Below are 18,459 nucleotides of genomic sequence, written 5' to 3'. Positions count from 1 at the left end.
TGGACGATCAGCCATTTAATATTCCTCCCTTTTAATTATATACTTTTAATAAAATTAAATCATTAGTTTTAAATATATTATACCTTAATTTTGTTAAAAACTTGATTTTTATGCCCTTTTTATTGTAAAATAGATTATAAGAAAAAATATAATAGAGGAGGCTTAAAAATGATATATAAACTACAGGTAGAAAGAAGTAAATTAAATTCACTAATGGATATGGCATCTAAAGCAGTAGCAAAAAAAACTACCAATCCAGTTCTTTCCGGCTTTAAATTTTCTGTCAAAGAAAATGATTTGCATTTGTATGCAACAGATTTACAAACAGCGTTTCATGGGTTATTAAAAATATAATTTTTGAAAAGGTTGAAAAAGTTACTAACGATTTATTTGAACCTAAACCTGAAACAGAAGAAAATGAAAGTATAAATGAAACTGAAACTATAGAGGAAAATAATAATAATGAAGTATTATTTGAAGAAGTGGTAAAAAAGAAATAAAACCTGAATTTGTTATAGATGCGACAAACTTTATGGATATAGTTAAAAATTTAAGTTTTGAAAGTATTGATATATATTTAGAAGATAAAAATATAAAGGTAATAGCAGGAAAGTCTGAATTCCTATTACCTACAATGGATCCAGAAGAATTTCCTGAAATAGTGCCGAATAAAGTTGAAGAAGGAATAATTACCTTCGAAAGACAAAAATTGTTGTCAATGATTGAAAGGGTAATATTTTGTGCATTAAGAGATTCTGAAAACGTATCAAGAAATCTAAATGGGATATACTGGGATTTCAGAGAAGGTGGATATTTAACATTAGTTGCTGCTGATGGATATAGATTAGCTTTGTCTGAATTGTCTATGGACATAATTAACACCCCACCATCGTTTTTACTATCTTTGAAGAGTATGGAAGAATTACTAAATGTTTTAAGAAGTTCTAAAACTGAAAATGTTGAATTATTTTTCGATGGTGCAAGAGTATTGTTCTTCTTAGATGATGATAACATAGAAATTATATTAAATGTCGTTGATGCAACATTTCCTGATTACGTAAGAATAATTCCTCAAGCATTTAAAACAAAGGTTATAACATCAACTGACTTGTTCTTAAAAGTTTTAAAAAGGGTTTCAATTGCAGCAAAAAATGATCAGGTAAAAATGGAAATAAAAGATAGCATTATGGAATTAACTGCTAAATCTCCAGAAGTTGGATTAGCTGTTGAAGAATTAGAAATAGAAAAAGAAGGTGAAGATATAATCATAGCATACTCACCAAAATATTTAAGAGAAGCAATAGATCATATAGGTACATCTGAAGTCGAATTTAACATTACAAGTGAAAGTTCTCAAACAATGATTAAACCAGTTGGTGATGATTCATACATGTATATCGTTATGCCAGTGAGGTTAAAATAGTGAGAATAGGATTTGGATATGATGTTCATCCTTTTGAAGAAAATAAAAAACTATATATAGGTGGTATTGAAATACCTTCTAATAAAGGATTAAAAGGACATTCTGATGGGATGTCCTTATTCATTCTATTATTGATGCATTATTAGGAGCTATGGGAATGGAAAATATAGGAGAATTATTCCCTGAAACTGAAGAATATAAAAATATCGACAGTAAAATACTGCTAAAAAAAACAATGGAGAAATTGAAAAATATCGAAATAATTAATATAGACTCCACAGTAATAACCTCTTATCTTATATAAAATTAAATCCATACAAAAAACAAATGAAAAAGGTTCTTGCAGAATTAATGAATATCGATGAATCTAAGATAAACATAAAAGGTAAATCGGGTAATGGCTTGGGCATCGGCGGGAAAAATGAAGGCATTGAAGCATATGCAGTTGTTTTAATAAAAAATGAAAATATATAATATACATGATTTTAATAATTTAACACCAAAACAATGTATTGAAATTCAAAAGAATTTAATAGAAAAATTAGAATTATTCCCATTAAAAAAAACTCCTAAAATTGTTGCAGGAGTAGATTTATCTTTTTTAAATGACCTTGGTATTGCTATAATTGTGGTTATTGATGAAACATTTAAATTAATAGATTTGGTATATCATTATCAAAAAATAGAATTTCCATATATTCCAGGACTTTTAGCATTCAGGGAATTACCTGTTTTCTTAGAAGCCTGGAAAAAATTAAACACAAAACCTGATTTAGTATTCTTCGATGGCCAGGGAATAGCACATCCAAGAAAAATGGGAATTGCAACACATGGCTCTTTTTTCATAAACATACCTACAATAGGAATAGCAAAATCAAGATTATACGGTACATATGATGAACCATGTATTAAAAAAGGCTGTTATTCTTATCTATACGGCAAAAATAAAGAAAAAATAGGTGTGGTATTAAGAACAAGAGAAAAGATAAAACCTGTATTTGTTTCTCCAGGTAATTATGTTACCATTGAAGAATCAAAGGAAATAACACTAAAATTTACTTCTAAATATAAAATACCTGAACCAACAAGATTAGCTCACATTTATTCACAAAAAATAAAAATGGAAATATCGGGTGATATTATGGATACTTTGCAGGTAATGATAAAAGCTGCAAAAGATGCTGGGGATATATTATTAACAAAAAAGAAGAAATTAAAGAACGTTAAAACAAAAAAGTCTTCATCTGACCTGGTAAGCGAAGCAGATATAGAATCGCAAAAATTAATTGTAGATACTATATTAAATGAAATTTCAGATGCTATAATACTCGCTGAGGAAACATGGAATGGCGATAAGAGGATATTAAAACACGGAAAAAAAGTCTTTGTTATTGATCCACTTGATGGGACCTTAAATTATGTACATGGAATGGATTTTTATTCCATTTCGATAGCAATGATGGATGATGGTGAAGTAAAATACGGTGTTGTTTATTTACCAGAAACAAATAAATTATATTATGCAAAAAAGATAAGGGTTCATATTTAAATGGAGTAAGATTATACAGAAATGATTATAAAAAATTATCAGAGTCTATGTTTGTAACTGGTTGGCCATATGAAGAAGAATTATTCAAAAAAGCATATGAAACAATAGCTAAAGTTCAAAAACATATTCATGAAGTAAGAATTTTAGGCAGTGCAGCAGGAGAACTGTGTATGTTATCCGAAGGGAAAATTGATGGTTATTGGGAATACGGATTAGGGTCATGGGATTTAGCAGCAGGTGTATTAATTGCTAAAGAATCCGGGATGGAAATATATAGCATATCTCAAAAAGATTTTGATATTTCAAAAGGAGAAATAATAGCTACATTCAAAGAAAATATAGATGAAGTATACAGCATATTGAAGGAGTGATTTTGTGGAAAAATTTGAAATGGAAGTCCTTGAAATAAAAGGAGAAAAAATAGAAACATGGAAATTCAAAATAAACACAGATAACAAAGATTCTATAAAACTTCTTAAAGAAATTGTGGATTATATAAATGGCACAAATATAAAATTAGTAATTGACCCAATTGATGAAATATTCGCCAACATATATCTTTACCCTCAAGAAATATTCACCCCAATAGACAGAGATTTCTTCATAGAAAGAATTAATAAAATAGTGGAATAGCTCAGCTATTCCACTATTTTATTATTTTTAATATCTTTTTATTAAATTCAATATAATCATTACAAACCTCTTCTACATATTTAACTCAACCTTCAAAATTTTTTTTATTTTTAAATTAAAAGAAATGTTTTCGTTTTCTATTAAATGAATTATTTCTTTTTTATTTGGTGTATTATTTTTACCAGAAAATTCAAATTCGAAATATATTTTAAACAACTCCTTGAAAATAATTTGATCTTCGTTATGATATGTGAACTTAATTGGAAAGAATAAATCTTCTTCATTGATTAAATCATATAAATATGCTTTTAAATAATCTAGCAAATCTCTCATACTAATTTGAATATATTTATGAGGAAAATCTTTAGCGACAACATCAATAAAATATTTATTATCTTGAGAAATAGTGTTTTTATATAACTTTTCTAAAGCTTTTTCAAATTTCTTTTTTCGCTTTTTAAAGCTGTTTAATGCATTTACAACATTCTTGTTCTTTAAAATCTCTACCTCAATATTAAAAGCAGGATTGTTAGAATAATTAAATACCATAAAGTTTATATTTTCTTTTTCTTGAGAATGAATTTTTAAAAATAATATGGGTTTCATTTGTTTTTTTATTTTATATGCATTAATTAGTTGACTAATAATAAATGGAGAAATTGTTATTAATGGTGGAATATAATTTAAAAAAAGACTTATATATGAATTGAATAATCCTTCATCTTCAACACTTATTTTATAAAATAAAAAAGAAACAAAAATTAAATCTAAAATTAATATTCCCCAAATAATGAACTTTAATAAAATGTTCTTTTTCATAAATTATCCCCCAATTATTAATAATCGTAATTGCTTGAACCCACTGTTTTGCTATTTACAATCCAAAATATTTGAATAAATCTCCAGATACTAACTTAGCCAAATCATTATTTTTAAGAAATACTATATATGAAAAAAGTAAATATATTCTAAAGAAAATAATTATAAAATTTCTATATTTTTCTCCTTTTGGAGTGCTAAAATAATCATCTTCAAAATCCAAATTATATATACTCATAATACCTAAATATCCTAATATAATATATAACCATTTATGAGTGCTAAAATTTGAGTAAACAATAACTAACGTACTACAATATGCAGACCATAAAGTCCATAAATATAGGAATAATAAAGAAAATATAATTATAATAATATAATAATAAATTTTGCTATTAAGATTATCAAATGGTTTTAAAAATAAATATAACAAGGCGAAAGCAGTTACTAAAATTAAATTATAAGCCATAAATCCTATAATTAATTTAGTAATAAAACCAAGCAAGATATCACCTCTTATTTAAGCTTTGTTAGTAATAATTCTAATGCTCTCCCAATTATATTTAAACTTCAAGATATTTTTTATTTCACTTTTTATGAAATTATCATAAAAAATGCGGATAAAATTGAAAATATAAATATAATTATTTCTCTTCCATAAAAACTACTGTAGTTATTTTTGATATTTTAACCTCTTATTTAAATTATATCACTTAATAAGAACAAATCAAATATGATAGTTATATAAATAAATTTTTTTTACATATTATTAATATATCTTAGATTAATTAATATAAATAAAAAATCCAGGAATAAAATATTCCTGGATTTTTAAGAGAGTATATTTGTTCTATTTTATTTTTCCAACTGGTGCTAAATATACGACAAATTCATCTTGACCATCAACACCAATTAATTCATCCATTAATTCCTGATCATATGCTGCAACTGCACATGTGCCGCAATTAATAGATTCTGCAGTTAAATAAAGATTTTGACATGTATGTCCTGCATCAATTGCTATTGTCTTATGTGATTCAAATGAATATTTCCACTCTGTTCTATACGGAATAGCTGTCCAGACAAAAACAACTGCGCTTTTTCCAATAAACGTTTGTCCTAATGTTGCTTTAATTACATCTTCTGAAAAATCTCCTTTTTTTAATAATTGTAATTTATGTATTGTTGGAATATATCTATATATTCCCTTTTCAATTCCTTCAATATTAAAAATTATTAAATATGTTTCTAATGGATGTGTTGCTCCTGCAGAAGGAACTGTTCTAAAGGTTACTTTGTTTTTTAAAATGCTTTTTACACCCTGTGTGTAATATAATAAATAAGATAATTCTTCTAAATTTAATGGCTTATCTTCAAAAACCCTTCTACTTTTTCTATTATTTAGAACGGATTTTAAATCTACTTTGCCTAAAGATATGTCTTCTGGCGGTATAAGATCTATAAATTCACTATTTTCACTATATGGTTTAATATATGGAGGAATAGGTATTTTTTTTGCTCTATCTGGTTTTTCAACTTCTAACATTTTCCAGTTTGATTTTAATACATCTCTTCCGCATTTTTTCATTTTCTCCACCTCCTGAAATATTCTATTTTGATTATAACACACAAAATAGGATAAATTATATTCAAATTAAAGAAATAAAAAGAACATATTTTGATTTTATAATAAATATAGAGGTGATATTTATGAATAAAGATATTATTTATTTTGCTGCAGGTTGTTTCTGGGGTGTAGAACATTTATTTAAAAAATTAGATGGCGTTATTGATACAGAAGTTGGTTATATGGGTGGAAAAATGGAAAATCCTACATATGAAGATGTATGTACAGAAAGAACAGGACATGCAGAAACTGTTAAAGTTGTTTTTGATAAAGATAAAATTTCTGAAGAGGAACTAATTAAATATTTTTTTGAAATACATGATTTTACTGAGTATAATAGGCAGGGGCCAGATGTTGGAACTCAGTATAGAAGCGTTATTTTTTATACTAATGAAAAACAAAAAGAAATTGCTGAAAAATTGAAAAAGATTTTAGAAGAAAAATATACTGTAGAAACTTTTATAGAAGAAGCAAAAGAATTTTATTTAGCTGAAGATTATCATCAGGATTATTATGAAAAAACTGGCAAAAAACCATATTGTCATTATAAAAGAAATGTTTGGATTAATTTTAAGATAATATGAATAGCCGCGTGATGCGGCTATTCATATTATTTATTTTACATTTTCTAATTCTAACAATTCTGATATATCCTGAACTATTTTGTCAATATAGTCTGGATTTTCAACAATATCTATTTCATCTCCATCAACGATATAAACCTTTGATTGATTATAATCCTTTATCCAATCTCTGTATAAATCATCCAATTGTTTCCAATATTCTATTGGAACAGCCATTTCCATATCTCTTCCTCTTTTTTTGATTCTTTTTACTACGGTATCTACACTTGTTTTTATATAAATTAATAAATCTGGCTTTTTAAGATATTCGAGCATGGTATAAAATATTTGTCTATATGTTTGGAATTCTCTTTCACTCATTTTTCCATTATTATATAAATTTCTGGCAAATATTTCTGCATCTTCATATATTGATCTATCTAAGATGGCATTATCATCAGAATCTATAATTCGTTTTATGCTGTTAAATCTGTGAAATAAGAAAAATGTTTGTAAATGATATGACCATTTTTTTTGATCTTTATAAAAATCTTCTAAAAAAGGATTATCACTTACTGATTCATAATATGGTGTAAAATCCAATCTTTCTGATAATACCTTTGTAAAAGTGGATTTCCCTGCCCCACATTTCCTGCCAAAACTATCATTTTACCCATATTTTCCCCTCCAAATAATTTACTATATTTTCTAATAATTCTTTTAATTGATTTTCATCAAAAACATTAAAATTATTTCCATCTATGTATATATAGTCATTTAAATTGGAAAAATATTTTTTATAACCTTTATCAACCATTTCCAGATATTCTCTGGCAATTGTTTTTTCCATATCCCTATTTCTCTTTTTTATTCTTTCAACTACAGTATCAACGTCTGTATCTATATATATTAATACATCTGGTTTTGATATATCTTCTGTTAATATATCATAGATTTTTAGGAATTTTTCTTTTTCTTTGGGCTTAGTAATTGTTATATCTGCGAAAATTTTGTTTTTTAACATATCATAGTCTGAAACAACCAATTTTGAAGATGTATTTTTATGGTATTGCTTATATCTTGATACCAAAAAAAACATTTCAGTTTGAAAACCAACATCTTCATTTTTATATAATAATGGCAAATATGGGTTGTTTTCAAACTCTTCCAGTATTAATTCATCAGCATTAATTTTATAAAAAATGGCATTTGCTAAAGTTGTCTTTCCACTTCCAATATTTCCTTCGATGTTTATTCTGACATTTTTATCTTTAAAATATTCTGCAATTTTTTCCATATAATCCCCTCCAAAAGTGGTATAATATATTATATATTAAAAATATGTATCTTATCTTTATTTTTCTTTAAATTTTTCTATATATTGTAGTTATTATTATCACAAATACTATAACTTGTGAGGTGTAACATGATATTTGCAAAAAATTATGATAATAATCCAAAAGTATTGAAAGAGTTTGACAATGTTGTAGTTTTAAAATCTAATTATCCATGTGAGTATCCTGAATCTTCCAAAATTCCCATATATATTTATAATGCAAATTCCAATAAAACATTATTATTTATTCATGGATTAGGAACAAGAAATTTGAAATACTTAAAATGGTTTCCAGAGAGTTTTGCTAGAAATGGTTATAATAGTGCTTTAATGATTTTGCCATACCATTTTGATAGAACACCAAAAGGTCATAAAAGTGGTGAGTTGTTTTTGTCAACGACAGATAACTATATTTTAAGATCCCGTTTTGAACATTCGGTTGTAGATATTTTAACCACGTTAAACTATTTAAAGGAAAGATTTAAAGGAGATTTATATTTAATGGGTTTCAGTTTTGGAGGTATGGTTTCAACAATAGCCACTTCTTTAAGAAATGATATTAAGGGATTGTCTTTGGCTGTTACTGGTGGAAATTTTTATCATATTACGTGGAAGAGCTTTGTAACTGGTGTTTTGAGGGTTCAATATGAAGAAAATAAAGAATGTAACCCGGAAAAGTGTCTGCTCTATCATAAAAATGAATATCCAGAATATTTGAAGAATTTAAATAAACCAGATATTGAATTAGACAAAGCCCCAATTGCTTGTTTCGAATATGATCCAATGACTTTCGCAAAGTTTATTAAAACACCAACAATTATGTTTAGAGCTTTGTTTGATATTTTTATACCAAAAAATTCTACTATGGATTTATATAATATTATAAATGCGAAAAAAGAACTGTATTCTATTCCAACAGGACATTTATCATCATTTTTATTAAGAAAATATATCCTGAGAAAAACACTAACTTTTTTGAAAGAATAAGAGGTGAGAAATAATGAATGTATATTTAAAAAGATGTACCGATTATAATAAGGCTGAAGAAGTATTATTGCCTCTTTTGAAAAAATATTCCGATAAATTCAAAACAGGTGAAAAAGTATTGGTTAAACCAAATCTTTTGTCTCCAAGACAGGCAGAAACAGGGATAACAACTCATCCAAAGATTATTGAAGTAATTTTAAAATTTCTGCTTGATCTTGGTACTAAACCATACTTAGGAGATAGTCCTGCAACAAGTACCGCATTAGAGGCGGCAAAAGCAAATGGTATTTATGATATATGCAAAAAATATGATGTTCCATTGGTTGAATTAGATGAGCCAGTTAAAGTAGATGGAGAAAATTATAAAGGTATTATGATTTCAAAAAAGGTATTGGAAGCAGATAAAATCATTAATGTTGCAAAGTTAAAAACACATGTGCAAATGATTATGACTTTAGCAGTAAAAAATACCTTTGGATGTGTTGTAGGTAAGGAAAAATCCGCATGGCATTTTAGAGCAAAAACAAATACAAATTTTGCTAATGTTTTAATTGATATACATAACATTGTAAATCCTACTTTGAATGTTATTGATGGTATTCTTGGTATGGAAGGAAATGGTCCAGCTAATGGTTTTATAAAAAGGTTTAATGTTATAGGTGTTTCAGAAAATGCTTATGTTTTAGATCACGCAATAATAAAAGCTTTAAATATAAAAGAAAAGTATGTTTATATTACAAAAGAAGCAATGAAAAGAGGTTTAATTCCACATTATGAATTAGAAAGCGATTGGGAAGGAGGGAAAATAAAATTACCTTTAACTGCTCCAATTTTTGAGACAGTAACAAATCTTACAAGAATCTTTGAAAGGGTTCCAAAAATTAATAAAAATAAATGTGTTGCATGTAAAATTTGTGAGAATAGATGCCCAGCACAGGCTATTGATATCGACAATAATAAATTTATTGATTATTCAAAGTGTATTAGATGCTATGTCTGCCATGAAGTTTGTCCACAAGATGCTATAAAATTAGTAAGACGATTAATATAAAAAAGTGAGCAAATTTGCTCACTTTTTTTCACGTAATATTTTTAGTCTAACGGGATTTAAATAATTAAGACAACATCCACTTCCAAACATTTTTACCTTTAAGTTTATACTATTTTCATATTCAACAATTTCATCGTATTTACTACATTTATTGTCTTCTGTTAGATATTCACATTGTTGTTTTTCTTCATTCCATTTTCCATAATAACATGGAGTATGTTTGCAACAATATCCGCATTGTATACATGTGGGGCATTGTTGTTCGACCGTGTTCATTTTTTCAAATAGTTTATCAAAATCATCAATTTCTTCAAAATTATCAAAATCATCATTGAAATACATAAAATTCCTCCTAATTTTTTTATAGTATATAATATTTGAAGGAATAATAAATTTCAACGTTGTTACAAAATAATTAAATACTTTTTCTTTTATACATTAGAGGATAGATAATACCAAGGAATATTGAAAATACACTTACACTGAATAGTACAAATCCTACCTTATTTCCAAAAACTGCTGAATACCCACTTGAGACAAAATTACCTATAGCCCATGCAAAACCCATGGAAACTGAAGATGCAAAACTTTTATTTTTTGGCATTAAAAATTGTGCTTCAACCAAATTGGCTGACATTGTTAAGAAACCAAAAGCATCAAATGCAGAAAAAGAAATAATTCTAAATATTTCTGAATTTATAGATACCATAAATATACCAGATATTCCCATACCCAAAAACCGATAAAATTAATAAATTTTATTCCAAGTTTATCTCTTAAATATGTTCCATAATAATTTGTAAACATACCTATTATCATACCTATAGTTAATGTAGCTCCACCAATAATTAATCCAGAACCTTTTTGACTGAGATATATAGGAACAAATGTATGAAAAATATTCATTATAAATCCTCTTAAAGCTACCATTAAAAATACTGGTAATAATACTATTGTTTCTTTTAAAGAAGGAAATCTTTTTTCTGATATTTCATGTTTTCATATTTCCATAATTTTTTATAGAAAAATATTAATAATAAACCACTAATAATACCCACAATATATAAGTTTTTAATGCCTAAAAATTTAATATATGTTGTAATAAATATAGGCCTAATGCTGCCCAAAGGTTCCAAAAACAGAGAACCATGCTACATGAGTTCCTTTATTTAATCTACCAGCAAAGCTGGCTCCAACTGGATGAAAAGCAGAGTTAAACAGCCTTATAAAGAAGATTAAAACTAGCAATATATAAAAGCTATTTACAAATCCAGTAAAGAAATTAATAAGATTTCTATAAATAATAAAATAACAACAAAAACGCCATCTCTTTTTTTTCGATCAAAATACAGACCAAAGAATACTTGAAGAATAGATGAAAATGCACCAATTAAAGTAATTAATGTGGTAAATGTTCGACTGTCAATATTAAATTTATTTATAAAATAAGGTCCTAATGGTTTAAAAAAAGAATTAAAAAAATCTGCAAGAAAGTGAGCCAAAGAGATAGTTAAAGTCATAAGACGCCTCCTTATTGTTAGTATTACGAACAAATTATATCATAAAAAATATTAAAATACAATAAAAAATCCGGTTGCTATAAGCAACCGGATAAATAAAAATTCAAAATTTATTTTTAATTTTATATTTTAAAAAGCCCGATTCCCTCGGCTTTTTAAGGTCATTCTTTTTCATAAGGAACACCATCTGCTGCTGGTGGTCTTGTTTTACCAACAAATCCACTAACAACAATTATAGTAATTACGAATGGTAATAAGTTAAGTAAAGCTTTCATTTCTGGTGGTATATCAAGAATAGATTGTAATTGAATGTTTAAGGCGTCTGATGCACCAAATAATAAAGCAGCCCACATTGCACCTACTGGATTCCAGTTACCAAGAATCATGGCAGCTAATGCAATAAAACCTTTACCACTTGGCATGTTTTCCTGGAATTGACCTAATTCTCCAATACTTAAATAAGCACCAGCAAAAGCAGCCAAAACACCACTCATTAATACACCAAAATATCTAATTCTAAAGACATTAACACCTAAAGTATCTGCAGATTTTGGATTTTCACCAACAGCTCTCATTCTTAATCCTAAAGGTGTTTTATATATTAAAAACCAGCTTAATGCCACAGCTATAAATGCCAAGTAAACAAATATACTCATTTCGTCAAAAATTTGACCGAAAAATGGAACATTTTGTATAGCTGGTATTTTAACTTTAGGAATTTTAGCAACAAAATCTGTCTGTCCAGAATGACCAAATATAGGTTCCATCAAAAATGCAGATAAACCACTTGCAATAAGAATTAAAGCAGTAGCACTAACAATTTGATCTGCACTCCATCTAATAGAAACGTAAGCGTGTAACCATGCTAACATCACACCAGCAATAATAGCTCCTAGAAGTCCTAACCATGGATTACCAGTATAAAATGTAAAAACAACAGCTGTAAAAGCACCTATTTTCATAATACCTTCTAAAGCAATATTTGTTACACCAGTTACTTCACTGAAAACTCCACCAAGAGCAGCAAATATTAAAGGAGTTGCACTTATTAACATTAATTTATAAAAAATAGGAGTTGATAAACTATAAAAAACAGCCTGGAATACATTCATTTAGATTCACCACCTTTAGGAGATGAAAATTTCAATATAAAGGTTCTAACTATTCTATCAGCAGCAACAAGGAATATAATAATACCTTGAATTATGGTAACAATATCATCTGGAACTTTGGCAAATTGCATTGCGTTTGATCCTGTTCTCAAGGAAGAAATCAAAAATGCAGCAAATATAATACCAATAGGATTATTTTGACCTATTAAAGCGATGGAAATACCGTCAAAACCTTTACCGCCACTAAAGTCGCCAAAAATTCTATGATGGATTGCCATAACTTCCATTGAACCGGCTAATCCTGCTAAGGCGCCACTAATAGCCATAGTTAAAACAATATTTTTGCTTAAAGATATTGCTCCAGCTTCAGCAGCATAAGGATTGAATCCAACAGCTTTAAGTTCATAACCTGTTGTTGTTTTTTCCAATAATATATAAACTAATATTGCTGCTATAATTGAAACAATAATACCAGAAGGTAAAGTTGTAGCCTGAACAGTCATTAAAGGTGGTAATTGAGCACTTTGAGCAATTTCAGGCGATTTAGGAACTCCCTGACCAACAGCTAATGGACCAGCTACAAAATAATTTGTTAAATAAACAGCTATCCAGTTAAGCATTATTGTTGTAATAACTTCATGAGCACCTGTTGTAGCCTTTAAATAACCTGCAATAGATGCCCAAAAAGCGCCACCAAGAATACCAGCTAACATTGTAATAGGGATAGCAAATACAGGTGAAACTCCTCCTAAGTTAAGTCCCACAATTGTTGAAAAAATTGCTCCCATCATTAATTGACCTTCAGCACCTATATTAAATATACCTGCTCTAAATCCAAATCCAACAGCTAAACCAGTTAAAACAAGTGACATCATTTTGGAAATATTAGCAGCTAATGCAGCCTTGTTTCCAAAAGCACCCTTTAACATTACCCAATAAGCACTTAAAGGATTTTTACCTATTAAAAGTATAACAATTCCTGCAATAAATAGAGCAATTATTACCGAAGTAACAGGTACTAAGATATTCATTGCATTTTTTGAGAGTTTATTTTTCAATTGGATCCCCTCCATGTGCCAACTTTTCTTCAAGTTTGATATCTTCTATTCTATGTCCTGCCATCATTAAACCAAGTTCTTCAATTGTTACTTCATCTGGTTTTACTTCACCCATTATTTCTCCTTCATACATTACAATTATCCTATCTGAAAGAGATAATACTTCTTCTAATTCCATTGATACTAATAGCACTGCGACATCTTTTTCCCTTAAATTCAATATTTCTTTATGAACATATTCAATTGCTCCAACGTCTAATCCACGTGTAGGTTGAGCAATAACAATAAATTCAGGGTTAAAGCTAACTTCTCTAGCAATAACAACTTTTTGCTGATTACCTCCTGATAAGTTACCAGTTGGGATAGTTCCATCTGGTGGTCTAACATCAAATCTTTTTATCAATATTTCTGCGTTTTTATTGATAACTTTATGATTTAAAAATCCATTTTTTGCAAAAGGTTCTTTATAATGTTTTCCAAGAATTAAATTATAATAATTAGGATATTCTTTCACCATAGCATATTTATATCTATCTTCTGGAATATGTCCTATATTTCTTTCTCTCAATTCTCTAACGGTTTTTTTAGTAACATCTTCACCATTATATATATATTTACCTTTTTCTATTTTTCTTAATCCTGTTAAAGCTTCTACTAATTCAGTTTGGCCATTACCAGCAACACCGGCAACACCTAAAACTTCACCTTTTCTTATTTTAAAGCTAATACCTCTTACTGCATCCAGATTTCTATTGTCTTTTACCCACAAATTATCAACTTCCACAGCAACCTTTCCAGGTTTTTTTGCACTTTTTTCAACTCTTAATACAACTTCTCTACCAACCATCATATTTGCTAATTCTCTTGCATTTGTATTTTTAGCAGCAACATTACCGGTAACTTTACCTAATCTCATAACGGTAATATTATCACTTATTTCCATAACTTCATGCAATTTGTGTGAAATGAATATAATTGTTTTTCCATCTTCCCTTAATTTTCTGATAATTCCAAATAATTCTTCAGTTTCTTGAGGAGTTAAAACAGCAGTAGGTTCATCTAAAATAAGAATTTCTGCCCTCTATATATGGTTTTTAAGATTTCAACTCTTTGTTGCATTCCAACAGGTATGTCTTCAATTTTTGCGTCAACATCTACAAATAAACCATATTTTTCTGAAAGTTCCTTTACTTCTTTTCGAGCTCTTTTAAGGTCAAAAACCATACCACTTTTTGGTTCTGAGCCAAGAACAATATTTTCGGCTACTGTTAATGTATCGACCAGCATAAAATGCTGATGAACCATACCTATACCAGATCTAATAGCATCTCCAGGTCCTCTAAAAACCTTCTTTTCACCAAAAATAAAAATATCTCCTGATGTTGGTGTGTATAGTCCATATAATTGATTCATAAGAGTAGATTTTCCTGCACCATTTTCACCTATAATTGAGTGGACTTCTCCCTTTTTAACTAGAAAATTAACGTGATCGTTAGCTAAAACTTTTGGGAACTGCTTTACAATATCTTTCATTATAACAGCATATTCCTTTTTATTTATGGAAGATAAATCTATACTCAACTTTTACACCTCCTAACATTAATAGCTTATAAATATTGAAGGACTTCAATATTTACAAACTATTAATGTTTAAAATTTATAAATAAGGCGGGATTACCCCGCCCTAAATTTAGATTAAATTAGAATGGAAATTCAATATCTGCTGAGAAGTTGTTTAAATCATTTTCGTTATCAGGAACAACTAATAATCCAGATTTAATTGCATAATTTAAGTATTCAATTTCTGCTAATATTCTTGCAGGAACTAAACCTTTTGTATATTTCATTTGAGATAAACTTACACCATCTTCTAATGCACCTAATACTTGTAATCCACCTTTAAATCTGTTTCTATATGCGTCTCTTACACCATAATATGATGCGTTGTCAACTCTTTTTAAAGCACTTGCTAATACATATCCTGGTGCCATGTAATCTTGATCTGAGTCAACACCAATAGCAAAATAACCTTCGCCTTTTTCAAAGTATTTATCGATAACTGTTGCTAAATCAGCATTTGCATCTATACCATACAATTTTAATGATTTTTCTTTTGCAGCATCAATAACCCCATTTCCACAAGCACCTGCTGCTGCGAAAATAATATCTGCACCTTCTGCATATTGTGCTAATGCCATTGATTTACCTTTTGCAGCATCTGTGAATGATTCTGTATATCCTACTACAACTTCAACATTATCTCCGTAAATATCATTATAAGCCTTTACACCAGCCATATAACCATATCTGAATCTTTCAACTGGAGGAATAGCAATACCACCAATAAAACCAACTTTACCTGTTTTTGTCATAGCTGCAGCTAAGTAACCTACGAAAAATGCTGATTCCTGTTCTTTAAATAAATATAATTGAACGTTTTTAGGAACTTTTCCACCTTCTGGAGGAGCGATATCAATACCGATGAATTTTGTTGCTGGATATTGAGGTGCAACATCAAATAAAGCATTACTCATCATGAATCCAACAGCAACAACAACGTCAGCTTCTTTTGCAGCATTTGATAAGTTATCAACATAGTCACTTTGTTCTTTTGATTGAATAACTTGAACGTCAATACCGTATTTATCTTTTGCCTTTAAAATACCAGCCCATGTTCCATCATTAAATGATTTGTCACCTAAACCCCCTACGTCAGATACCATGATAACTTTGAATGCAAATGAAGAAACAACTAATGCCATCAATAAAACTAAAAGTACAGCTTTCTTCATAACCTTACCTCCCTTTATAGAATTTGATAATTTGTAATCCGCTTAAAGCGGTAAATAATAACATTAATAACCCAAATATTATATTTACACTAAATGTTTGAGCATTTAAAACAGGATATTTGAATTCTGATAATATATGAATTGTGTGAGGTTTTACAAATGCTAATAAAGATGCTATTGTCATTATTGTTAATCCTGTTAATTTAAATAGGAATTTTTCGTTTAGATAAAAATATAAAAATCCTAAAACCAATAATAATAAAATTTTTGTTCCCCAATCTGAAATAAGAGGTTTTATATTAATAGATTCATTTGTTTTAGATGAAAAAACTGATAGTAAATTTGGTTTATAATTAGCCAAAATGCTTGATTTTATTAATTTAGTTTCTAAATTTGTTTGGAATAATGTTTTAAATTTATCATCAGAATATTTCAAAATATTTTCAGTATGTGCGTTATAAGTTTTTAATCCTTTTTCTATATATTTAACTCTTTTTTGGGAGTTCTTTTCAAATTCTTCTAAAACTTTTCTTAGATTATCGGTTAGCTTATTATATACTTCATAATTTTCAAGATATAAGCCTTCTTTTAATAAGTCAATTTTAACTTTTCCATCTTCATAATTTAAATAGTCTAAAATTTTATTTTTTCCAGAATCAACTAAGAATTTTTTTAGAGCGGAGTTATAAATGTATTTAATATCAGAATATTCGGCTGATAATTGTGAATCAATATAAGCAACATCTTTATGTACAAAAGAATATGGATACAATAAAACATCATTAAGCAATGTTTTTTGCATTATTGAATCATGGAAATCAGGATTGTTTTCCATTTTTATTTCTTGAATATTATTGAAAAGAGGTATGTTCATTAATATTAGTATTATTGTGATTAAAGATATATTTATTATTCTTTTGGTTAAAGGAACATTTCTTCCAAATGCCTTAAAGAACATAGTTATTAATATAAGCGCAAAAGCTAAAAGTAAAAAAGCACCATAAATAAATGATGTAATCATATCTTTTGAGAAATTATAATAATTTAATATATATACAGATTCGCTAATCGCAATACCCATAAATAACCATTTATATAATTCTCTTTTCCTTAAAAAGAAAATTATTAATATCAGAGCAAAGTATATAACAAATCTAATCCATTCCTTGCTTTTTTTAACTTCTGCATTGTTTAAAAAGATATTTATTATTTGTAGAGTATCGTTTTTTATAGTTCCAGGTACAAAGGATAAAACTTTAGATGCTAAATCGTCTATTTCAATTTCTAAATCCTCACCAGTTACTTTCATTTGAGAAATTTCTTTTATACCTTCTTCCAAAGTATCTTTGTTTTTCGAAATAATATTATCAAAAAACTCATCTGGATTTCCTTCATATATATAATATTCCGGAGATTCCAGTTTAGCACGCCTATTTTTCATTCTTGTTTTTGTTAATGTTTTATTTGGAGAATCTTTTACTAAGCCTAAAGAATATGCAATAGCGTTTTTAATATAAAGAAATCCAGTGTCTTGTAAATAAGAGGAATATTCTTCTAATGCTAAATAAAAAGCAGGCAAGGATCTGATAGTTTCTTCAGTTAAGTTTTTTCCTGCTAGATCGCTTTGAACATAAGCGAGAAATCCGGCAAATGCGATTTCTTCTTCTAGAGAATTAAAGCGATGTTCTTCAGCTATTGAGGAAAGATGTTTTGAAATGTAAGATGGCCTATCAGTATATTCAGCACTTCCAACCATTTGAGTTTTATAAAATTTGTATAATCCCATGTTTTTTAATTCATTAAAAAACCATTTGAAATTTTCCGAATGGCTCGTATATTCGTTAATATACTTTGCATAATCAGCTTTTATATTAGCCATATTAAGTGAAAATATACTTAATGCAATAAGAAAGAATACGGTCATTACTACGATCTTTTTCACAAAAGCACCTCCTAAAAAATTTCAATTACTATAATTATTATATCATA

The 18,459-nt window shown here is 28.0% G+C and carries 20 protein-coding genes and 4 pseudogenes; 9 read left to right on the top strand and 15 right to left on the bottom strand.

Features of this window, described 5'->3' with window-relative positions; all coding sequences use genetic code 11:
- The first annotated feature begins 168 nt into the window (after positions 1-168).
- The 6 genes and pseudogenes from DJ007_RS02280 (at position 169) to DJ007_RS02255 (ending at position 3,605) form a co-directional block, all read left to right on the top strand.
- The gene (locus DJ007_RS02280; protein ID WP_129408144.1) at positions 169-354 is read left to right on the top strand and encodes a hypothetical protein; all 186 of its coding nucleotides are present in this window, start codon (positions 169-171) and stop codon (positions 352-354) included.
- 142 nt (positions 355-496) lie between these two features.
- Complete coding sequence (gene dnaN, locus DJ007_RS02275) at positions 497-1,423, top strand: DNA polymerase III subunit beta (protein WP_368359329.1); 927 nt, start codon at positions 497-499, stop codon at positions 1,421-1,423.
- Positions 1,420-1,897: pseudogene (gene ispF / locus DJ007_RS19830) on the top strand (2-C-methyl-D-erythritol 2,4-cyclodiphosphate synthase). Before dnaN ends, ispF begins: the two are co-directional and overlap by 4 nt.
- Positions 1,884-2,543 (top strand): annotated as a pseudogene (nfi, locus tag DJ007_RS20725) (endonuclease V); the annotation flags it as partial. The pseudogenes ispF and nfi, both read left to right, overlap by 14 nt.
- Positions 2,544-3,343, top strand: a pseudogene (locus DJ007_RS20720) (inositol monophosphatase family protein).
- 4 nt (positions 3,344-3,347) lie between these two features.
- The gene (locus DJ007_RS02255) at positions 3,348-3,605 is read left to right on the top strand and encodes a hypothetical protein (RefSeq protein WP_129408140.1); all 258 of its coding nucleotides are present in this window, start codon (positions 3,348-3,350) and stop codon (positions 3,603-3,605) included.
- A 72-nt stretch (positions 3,606-3,677) separates the two neighbouring features.
- On the opposite strand, the gene DJ007_RS02250 is transcribed toward DJ007_RS02255, so the two are convergent.
- From DJ007_RS02250 to DJ007_RS02240, 3 genes are all read right to left on the bottom strand, one after another.
- Positions 3,678-4,424: a hypothetical protein gene (locus tag DJ007_RS02250; protein WP_129408139.1), complete on the bottom strand. Its 747-nt coding sequence runs from the start codon at positions 4,422-4,424 to the stop codon at positions 3,678-3,680.
- A gap of 55 nt (positions 4,425-4,479) precedes the next feature.
- On the bottom strand, positions 4,480-4,929 hold the full coding sequence (locus tag DJ007_RS02245; protein WP_129408138.1) for a hypothetical protein: 450 nt from the start codon (positions 4,927-4,929) through the stop codon (positions 4,480-4,482).
- Positions 4,930-5,274: 345 nt separating this feature from the next.
- Positions 5,275-6,012 carry a SagB/ThcOx family dehydrogenase gene (locus DJ007_RS02240; protein WP_129408137.1) on the bottom strand — a complete coding sequence of 246 codons (738 nt, stop codon included), beginning with the start codon at positions 6,010-6,012 and terminating at the stop codon, positions 5,275-5,277.
- A 122-nt stretch (positions 6,013-6,134) separates the two neighbouring features.
- On the opposite strand from DJ007_RS02240, the gene msrA reads away from it, so the two are divergent.
- Positions 6,135-6,635, top strand: a complete 501-nt coding sequence (msrA, locus tag DJ007_RS02235; protein ID WP_129408136.1) for a peptide-methionine (S)-S-oxide reductase MsrA — start codon at positions 6,135-6,137, stop codon at positions 6,633-6,635.
- Positions 6,636-6,665: 30 nt separating this feature from the next.
- Here the strand turns inward: msrA and DJ007_RS02230 are convergent, their stop codons facing one another.
- Together DJ007_RS02230 and DJ007_RS02225 are read right to left on the bottom strand one after the other, a co-directional pair.
- The gene (locus DJ007_RS02230; protein WP_206076045.1) at positions 6,666-7,217 is read right to left on the bottom strand and encodes a deoxynucleoside kinase; all 552 of its coding nucleotides are present in this window, start codon (positions 7,215-7,217) and stop codon (positions 6,666-6,668) included.
- Between the two features lie 61 nt (positions 7,218-7,278).
- Positions 7,279-7,911, bottom strand: coding sequence for a deoxynucleoside kinase (locus tag DJ007_RS02225; protein WP_129408135.1), 633 nt, complete (start codon positions 7,909-7,911; stop codon positions 7,279-7,281).
- A gap of 129 nt (positions 7,912-8,040) precedes the next feature.
- Here DJ007_RS02225 and DJ007_RS02220 point away from each other — a divergent pair, with 129 nt between their 5' ends.
- Both DJ007_RS02220 and DJ007_RS02215 read left to right on the top strand, forming a co-directional pair.
- A complete protein-coding gene (locus tag DJ007_RS02220; protein WP_129408134.1) occupies positions 8,041-8,937 on the top strand; it encodes an alpha/beta hydrolase in 897 nt (298 codons plus the stop codon).
- Positions 8,938-8,950: 13 nt separating this feature from the next.
- Positions 8,951-9,988, top strand: a complete 1,038-nt coding sequence (locus tag DJ007_RS02215) for a DUF362 domain-containing protein (RefSeq protein WP_129408133.1) — start codon at positions 8,951-8,953, stop codon at positions 9,986-9,988.
- A gap of 18 nt (positions 9,989-10,006) precedes the next feature.
- Here DJ007_RS02215 and DJ007_RS02210 read toward each other — a convergent pair whose 3' ends face one another.
- From DJ007_RS02210 to DJ007_RS02170, 10 genes and pseudogenes are all read right to left on the bottom strand, one after another.
- The gene (locus tag DJ007_RS02210) at positions 10,007-10,330 is read right to left on the bottom strand and encodes a hypothetical protein (protein ID WP_129408132.1); all 324 of its coding nucleotides are present in this window, start codon (positions 10,328-10,330) and stop codon (positions 10,007-10,009) included.
- Positions 10,331-10,403: 73 nt separating this feature from the next.
- A complete protein-coding gene (locus tag DJ007_RS02205; RefSeq protein ID WP_129408131.1) occupies positions 10,404-10,697 on the bottom strand; it encodes a hypothetical protein in 294 nt (97 codons plus the stop codon).
- Positions 10,685-10,918: a hypothetical protein gene (locus tag DJ007_RS02200; RefSeq protein ID WP_129408130.1), complete on the bottom strand. Its 234-nt coding sequence runs from the start codon at positions 10,916-10,918 to the stop codon at positions 10,685-10,687. The genes DJ007_RS02205 and DJ007_RS02200 overlap by 13 nt, the downstream gene beginning before the upstream one ends.
- Positions 10,919-11,101: 183 nt before the next feature.
- Positions 11,102-11,236 carry a hypothetical protein gene (locus DJ007_RS18675; RefSeq protein ID WP_276318605.1) on the bottom strand — a complete coding sequence of 45 codons (135 nt, stop codon included), beginning with the start codon at positions 11,234-11,236 and terminating at the stop codon, positions 11,102-11,104.
- A gap of 14 nt (positions 11,237-11,250) precedes the next feature.
- A complete protein-coding gene (locus tag DJ007_RS02195) occupies positions 11,251-11,508 on the bottom strand; it encodes a hypothetical protein (RefSeq protein ID WP_129408129.1) in 258 nt (85 codons plus the stop codon).
- Between the two features lie 161 nt (positions 11,509-11,669).
- Complete coding sequence (locus DJ007_RS02190; RefSeq protein WP_129408128.1) at positions 11,670-12,620, bottom strand: ABC transporter permease; 951 nt, start codon at positions 12,618-12,620, stop codon at positions 11,670-11,672.
- The gene (locus DJ007_RS02185; protein ID WP_129408127.1) at positions 12,617-13,693 is read right to left on the bottom strand and encodes an ABC transporter permease; all 1,077 of its coding nucleotides are present in this window, start codon (positions 13,691-13,693) and stop codon (positions 12,617-12,619) included. Before DJ007_RS02185 ends, DJ007_RS02190 begins: the two co-directional genes overlap by 4 nt.
- Positions 13,668-15,211, bottom strand: a pseudogene (locus tag DJ007_RS19825) (ABC transporter ATP-binding protein). Before DJ007_RS19825 ends, DJ007_RS02185 begins: the two are co-directional and overlap by 26 nt.
- Before the next feature lie 167 nt (positions 15,212-15,378).
- Entirely contained in the window at positions 15,379-16,470 is a 1,092-nt protein-coding gene (locus DJ007_RS02175) for a BMP family lipoprotein (protein ID WP_129408126.1), read from the bottom strand.
- A gap of 4 nt (positions 16,471-16,474) precedes the next feature.
- Entirely contained in the window at positions 16,475-18,412 is a 1,938-nt protein-coding gene (locus tag DJ007_RS02170; RefSeq protein WP_129408125.1) for a hypothetical protein, read from the bottom strand.
- Positions 18,413-18,459 lie beyond the last annotated feature (47 nt).

The sequence above is a fragment of the Marinitoga lauensis genome (genome assembly GCF_004135675.1).
GTDB lineage: Bacteria > Thermotogota > Thermotogae > Petrotogales > Petrotogaceae > Marinitoga > Marinitoga lauensis.
The sequence above is the reverse complement of the archived record's forward strand: the minus strand, read 5'-3'. Positions and strand labels throughout refer to the sequence as shown.

Bases quoted from the DNA above. Each gene is read 5' to 3' on its own strand.
- DJ007_RS02280 (WP_129408144.1), top strand. From the start codon at position 169: ATGATATATAAACTACAGGTAGAAAGAAGTAAATTAAATTCACTAATG.
- DJ007_RS02250 (WP_129408139.1), bottom strand. From the start codon at position 4,424: ATGAAAAAGAACATTTTATTAAAGTTCATTATTTGGGGAATATTAATT.
- DJ007_RS02240 (WP_129408137.1), bottom strand. From the start codon at position 6,012: ATGAAAAAATGCGGAAGAGATGTATTAAAATCAAACTGGAAAATGTTA.
- msrA (WP_129408136.1), top strand. From the start codon at position 6,135: ATGAATAAAGATATTATTTATTTTGCTGCAGGTTGTTTCTGGGGTGTA.
- DJ007_RS02225 (WP_129408135.1), bottom strand. From the start codon at position 7,911: ATGGAAAAAATTGCAGAATATTTTAAAGATAAAAATGTCAGAATAAAC.
- DJ007_RS02220 (WP_129408134.1), top strand. From the start codon at position 8,041: ATGATATTTGCAAAAAATTATGATAATAATCCAAAAGTATTGAAAGAG.
- DJ007_RS02215 (WP_129408133.1), top strand. From the start codon at position 8,951: ATGAATGTATATTTAAAAAGATGTACCGATTATAATAAGGCTGAAGAA.
- DJ007_RS02210 (WP_129408132.1), bottom strand. From the start codon at position 10,330: ATGTATTTCAATGATGATTTTGATAATTTTGAAGAAATTGATGATTTT.
- DJ007_RS02205 (WP_129408131.1), bottom strand. From the start codon at position 10,697: ATGGTATCTATAAATTCAGAAATATTTAGAATTATTTCTTTTTCTGCA.
- DJ007_RS02200 (WP_129408130.1), bottom strand. From the start codon at position 10,918: ATGGTAGCTTTAAGAGGATTTATAATGAATATTTTTCATACATTTGTT.
- DJ007_RS02195 (WP_129408129.1), bottom strand. From the start codon at position 11,508: ATGACTTTAACTATCTCTTTGGCTCACTTTCTTGCAGATTTTTTTAAT.
- DJ007_RS02190 (WP_129408128.1), bottom strand. From the start codon at position 12,620: ATGAATGTATTCCAGGCTGTTTTTTATAGTTTATCAACTCCTATTTTT.
- DJ007_RS02185 (WP_129408127.1), bottom strand. From the start codon at position 13,693: ATGGAGGGGATCCAATTGAAAAATAAACTCTCAAAAAATGCAATGAAT.
- DJ007_RS02175 (WP_129408126.1), bottom strand. From the start codon at position 16,470: ATGAAGAAAGCTGTACTTTTAGTTTTATTGATGGCATTAGTTGTTTCT.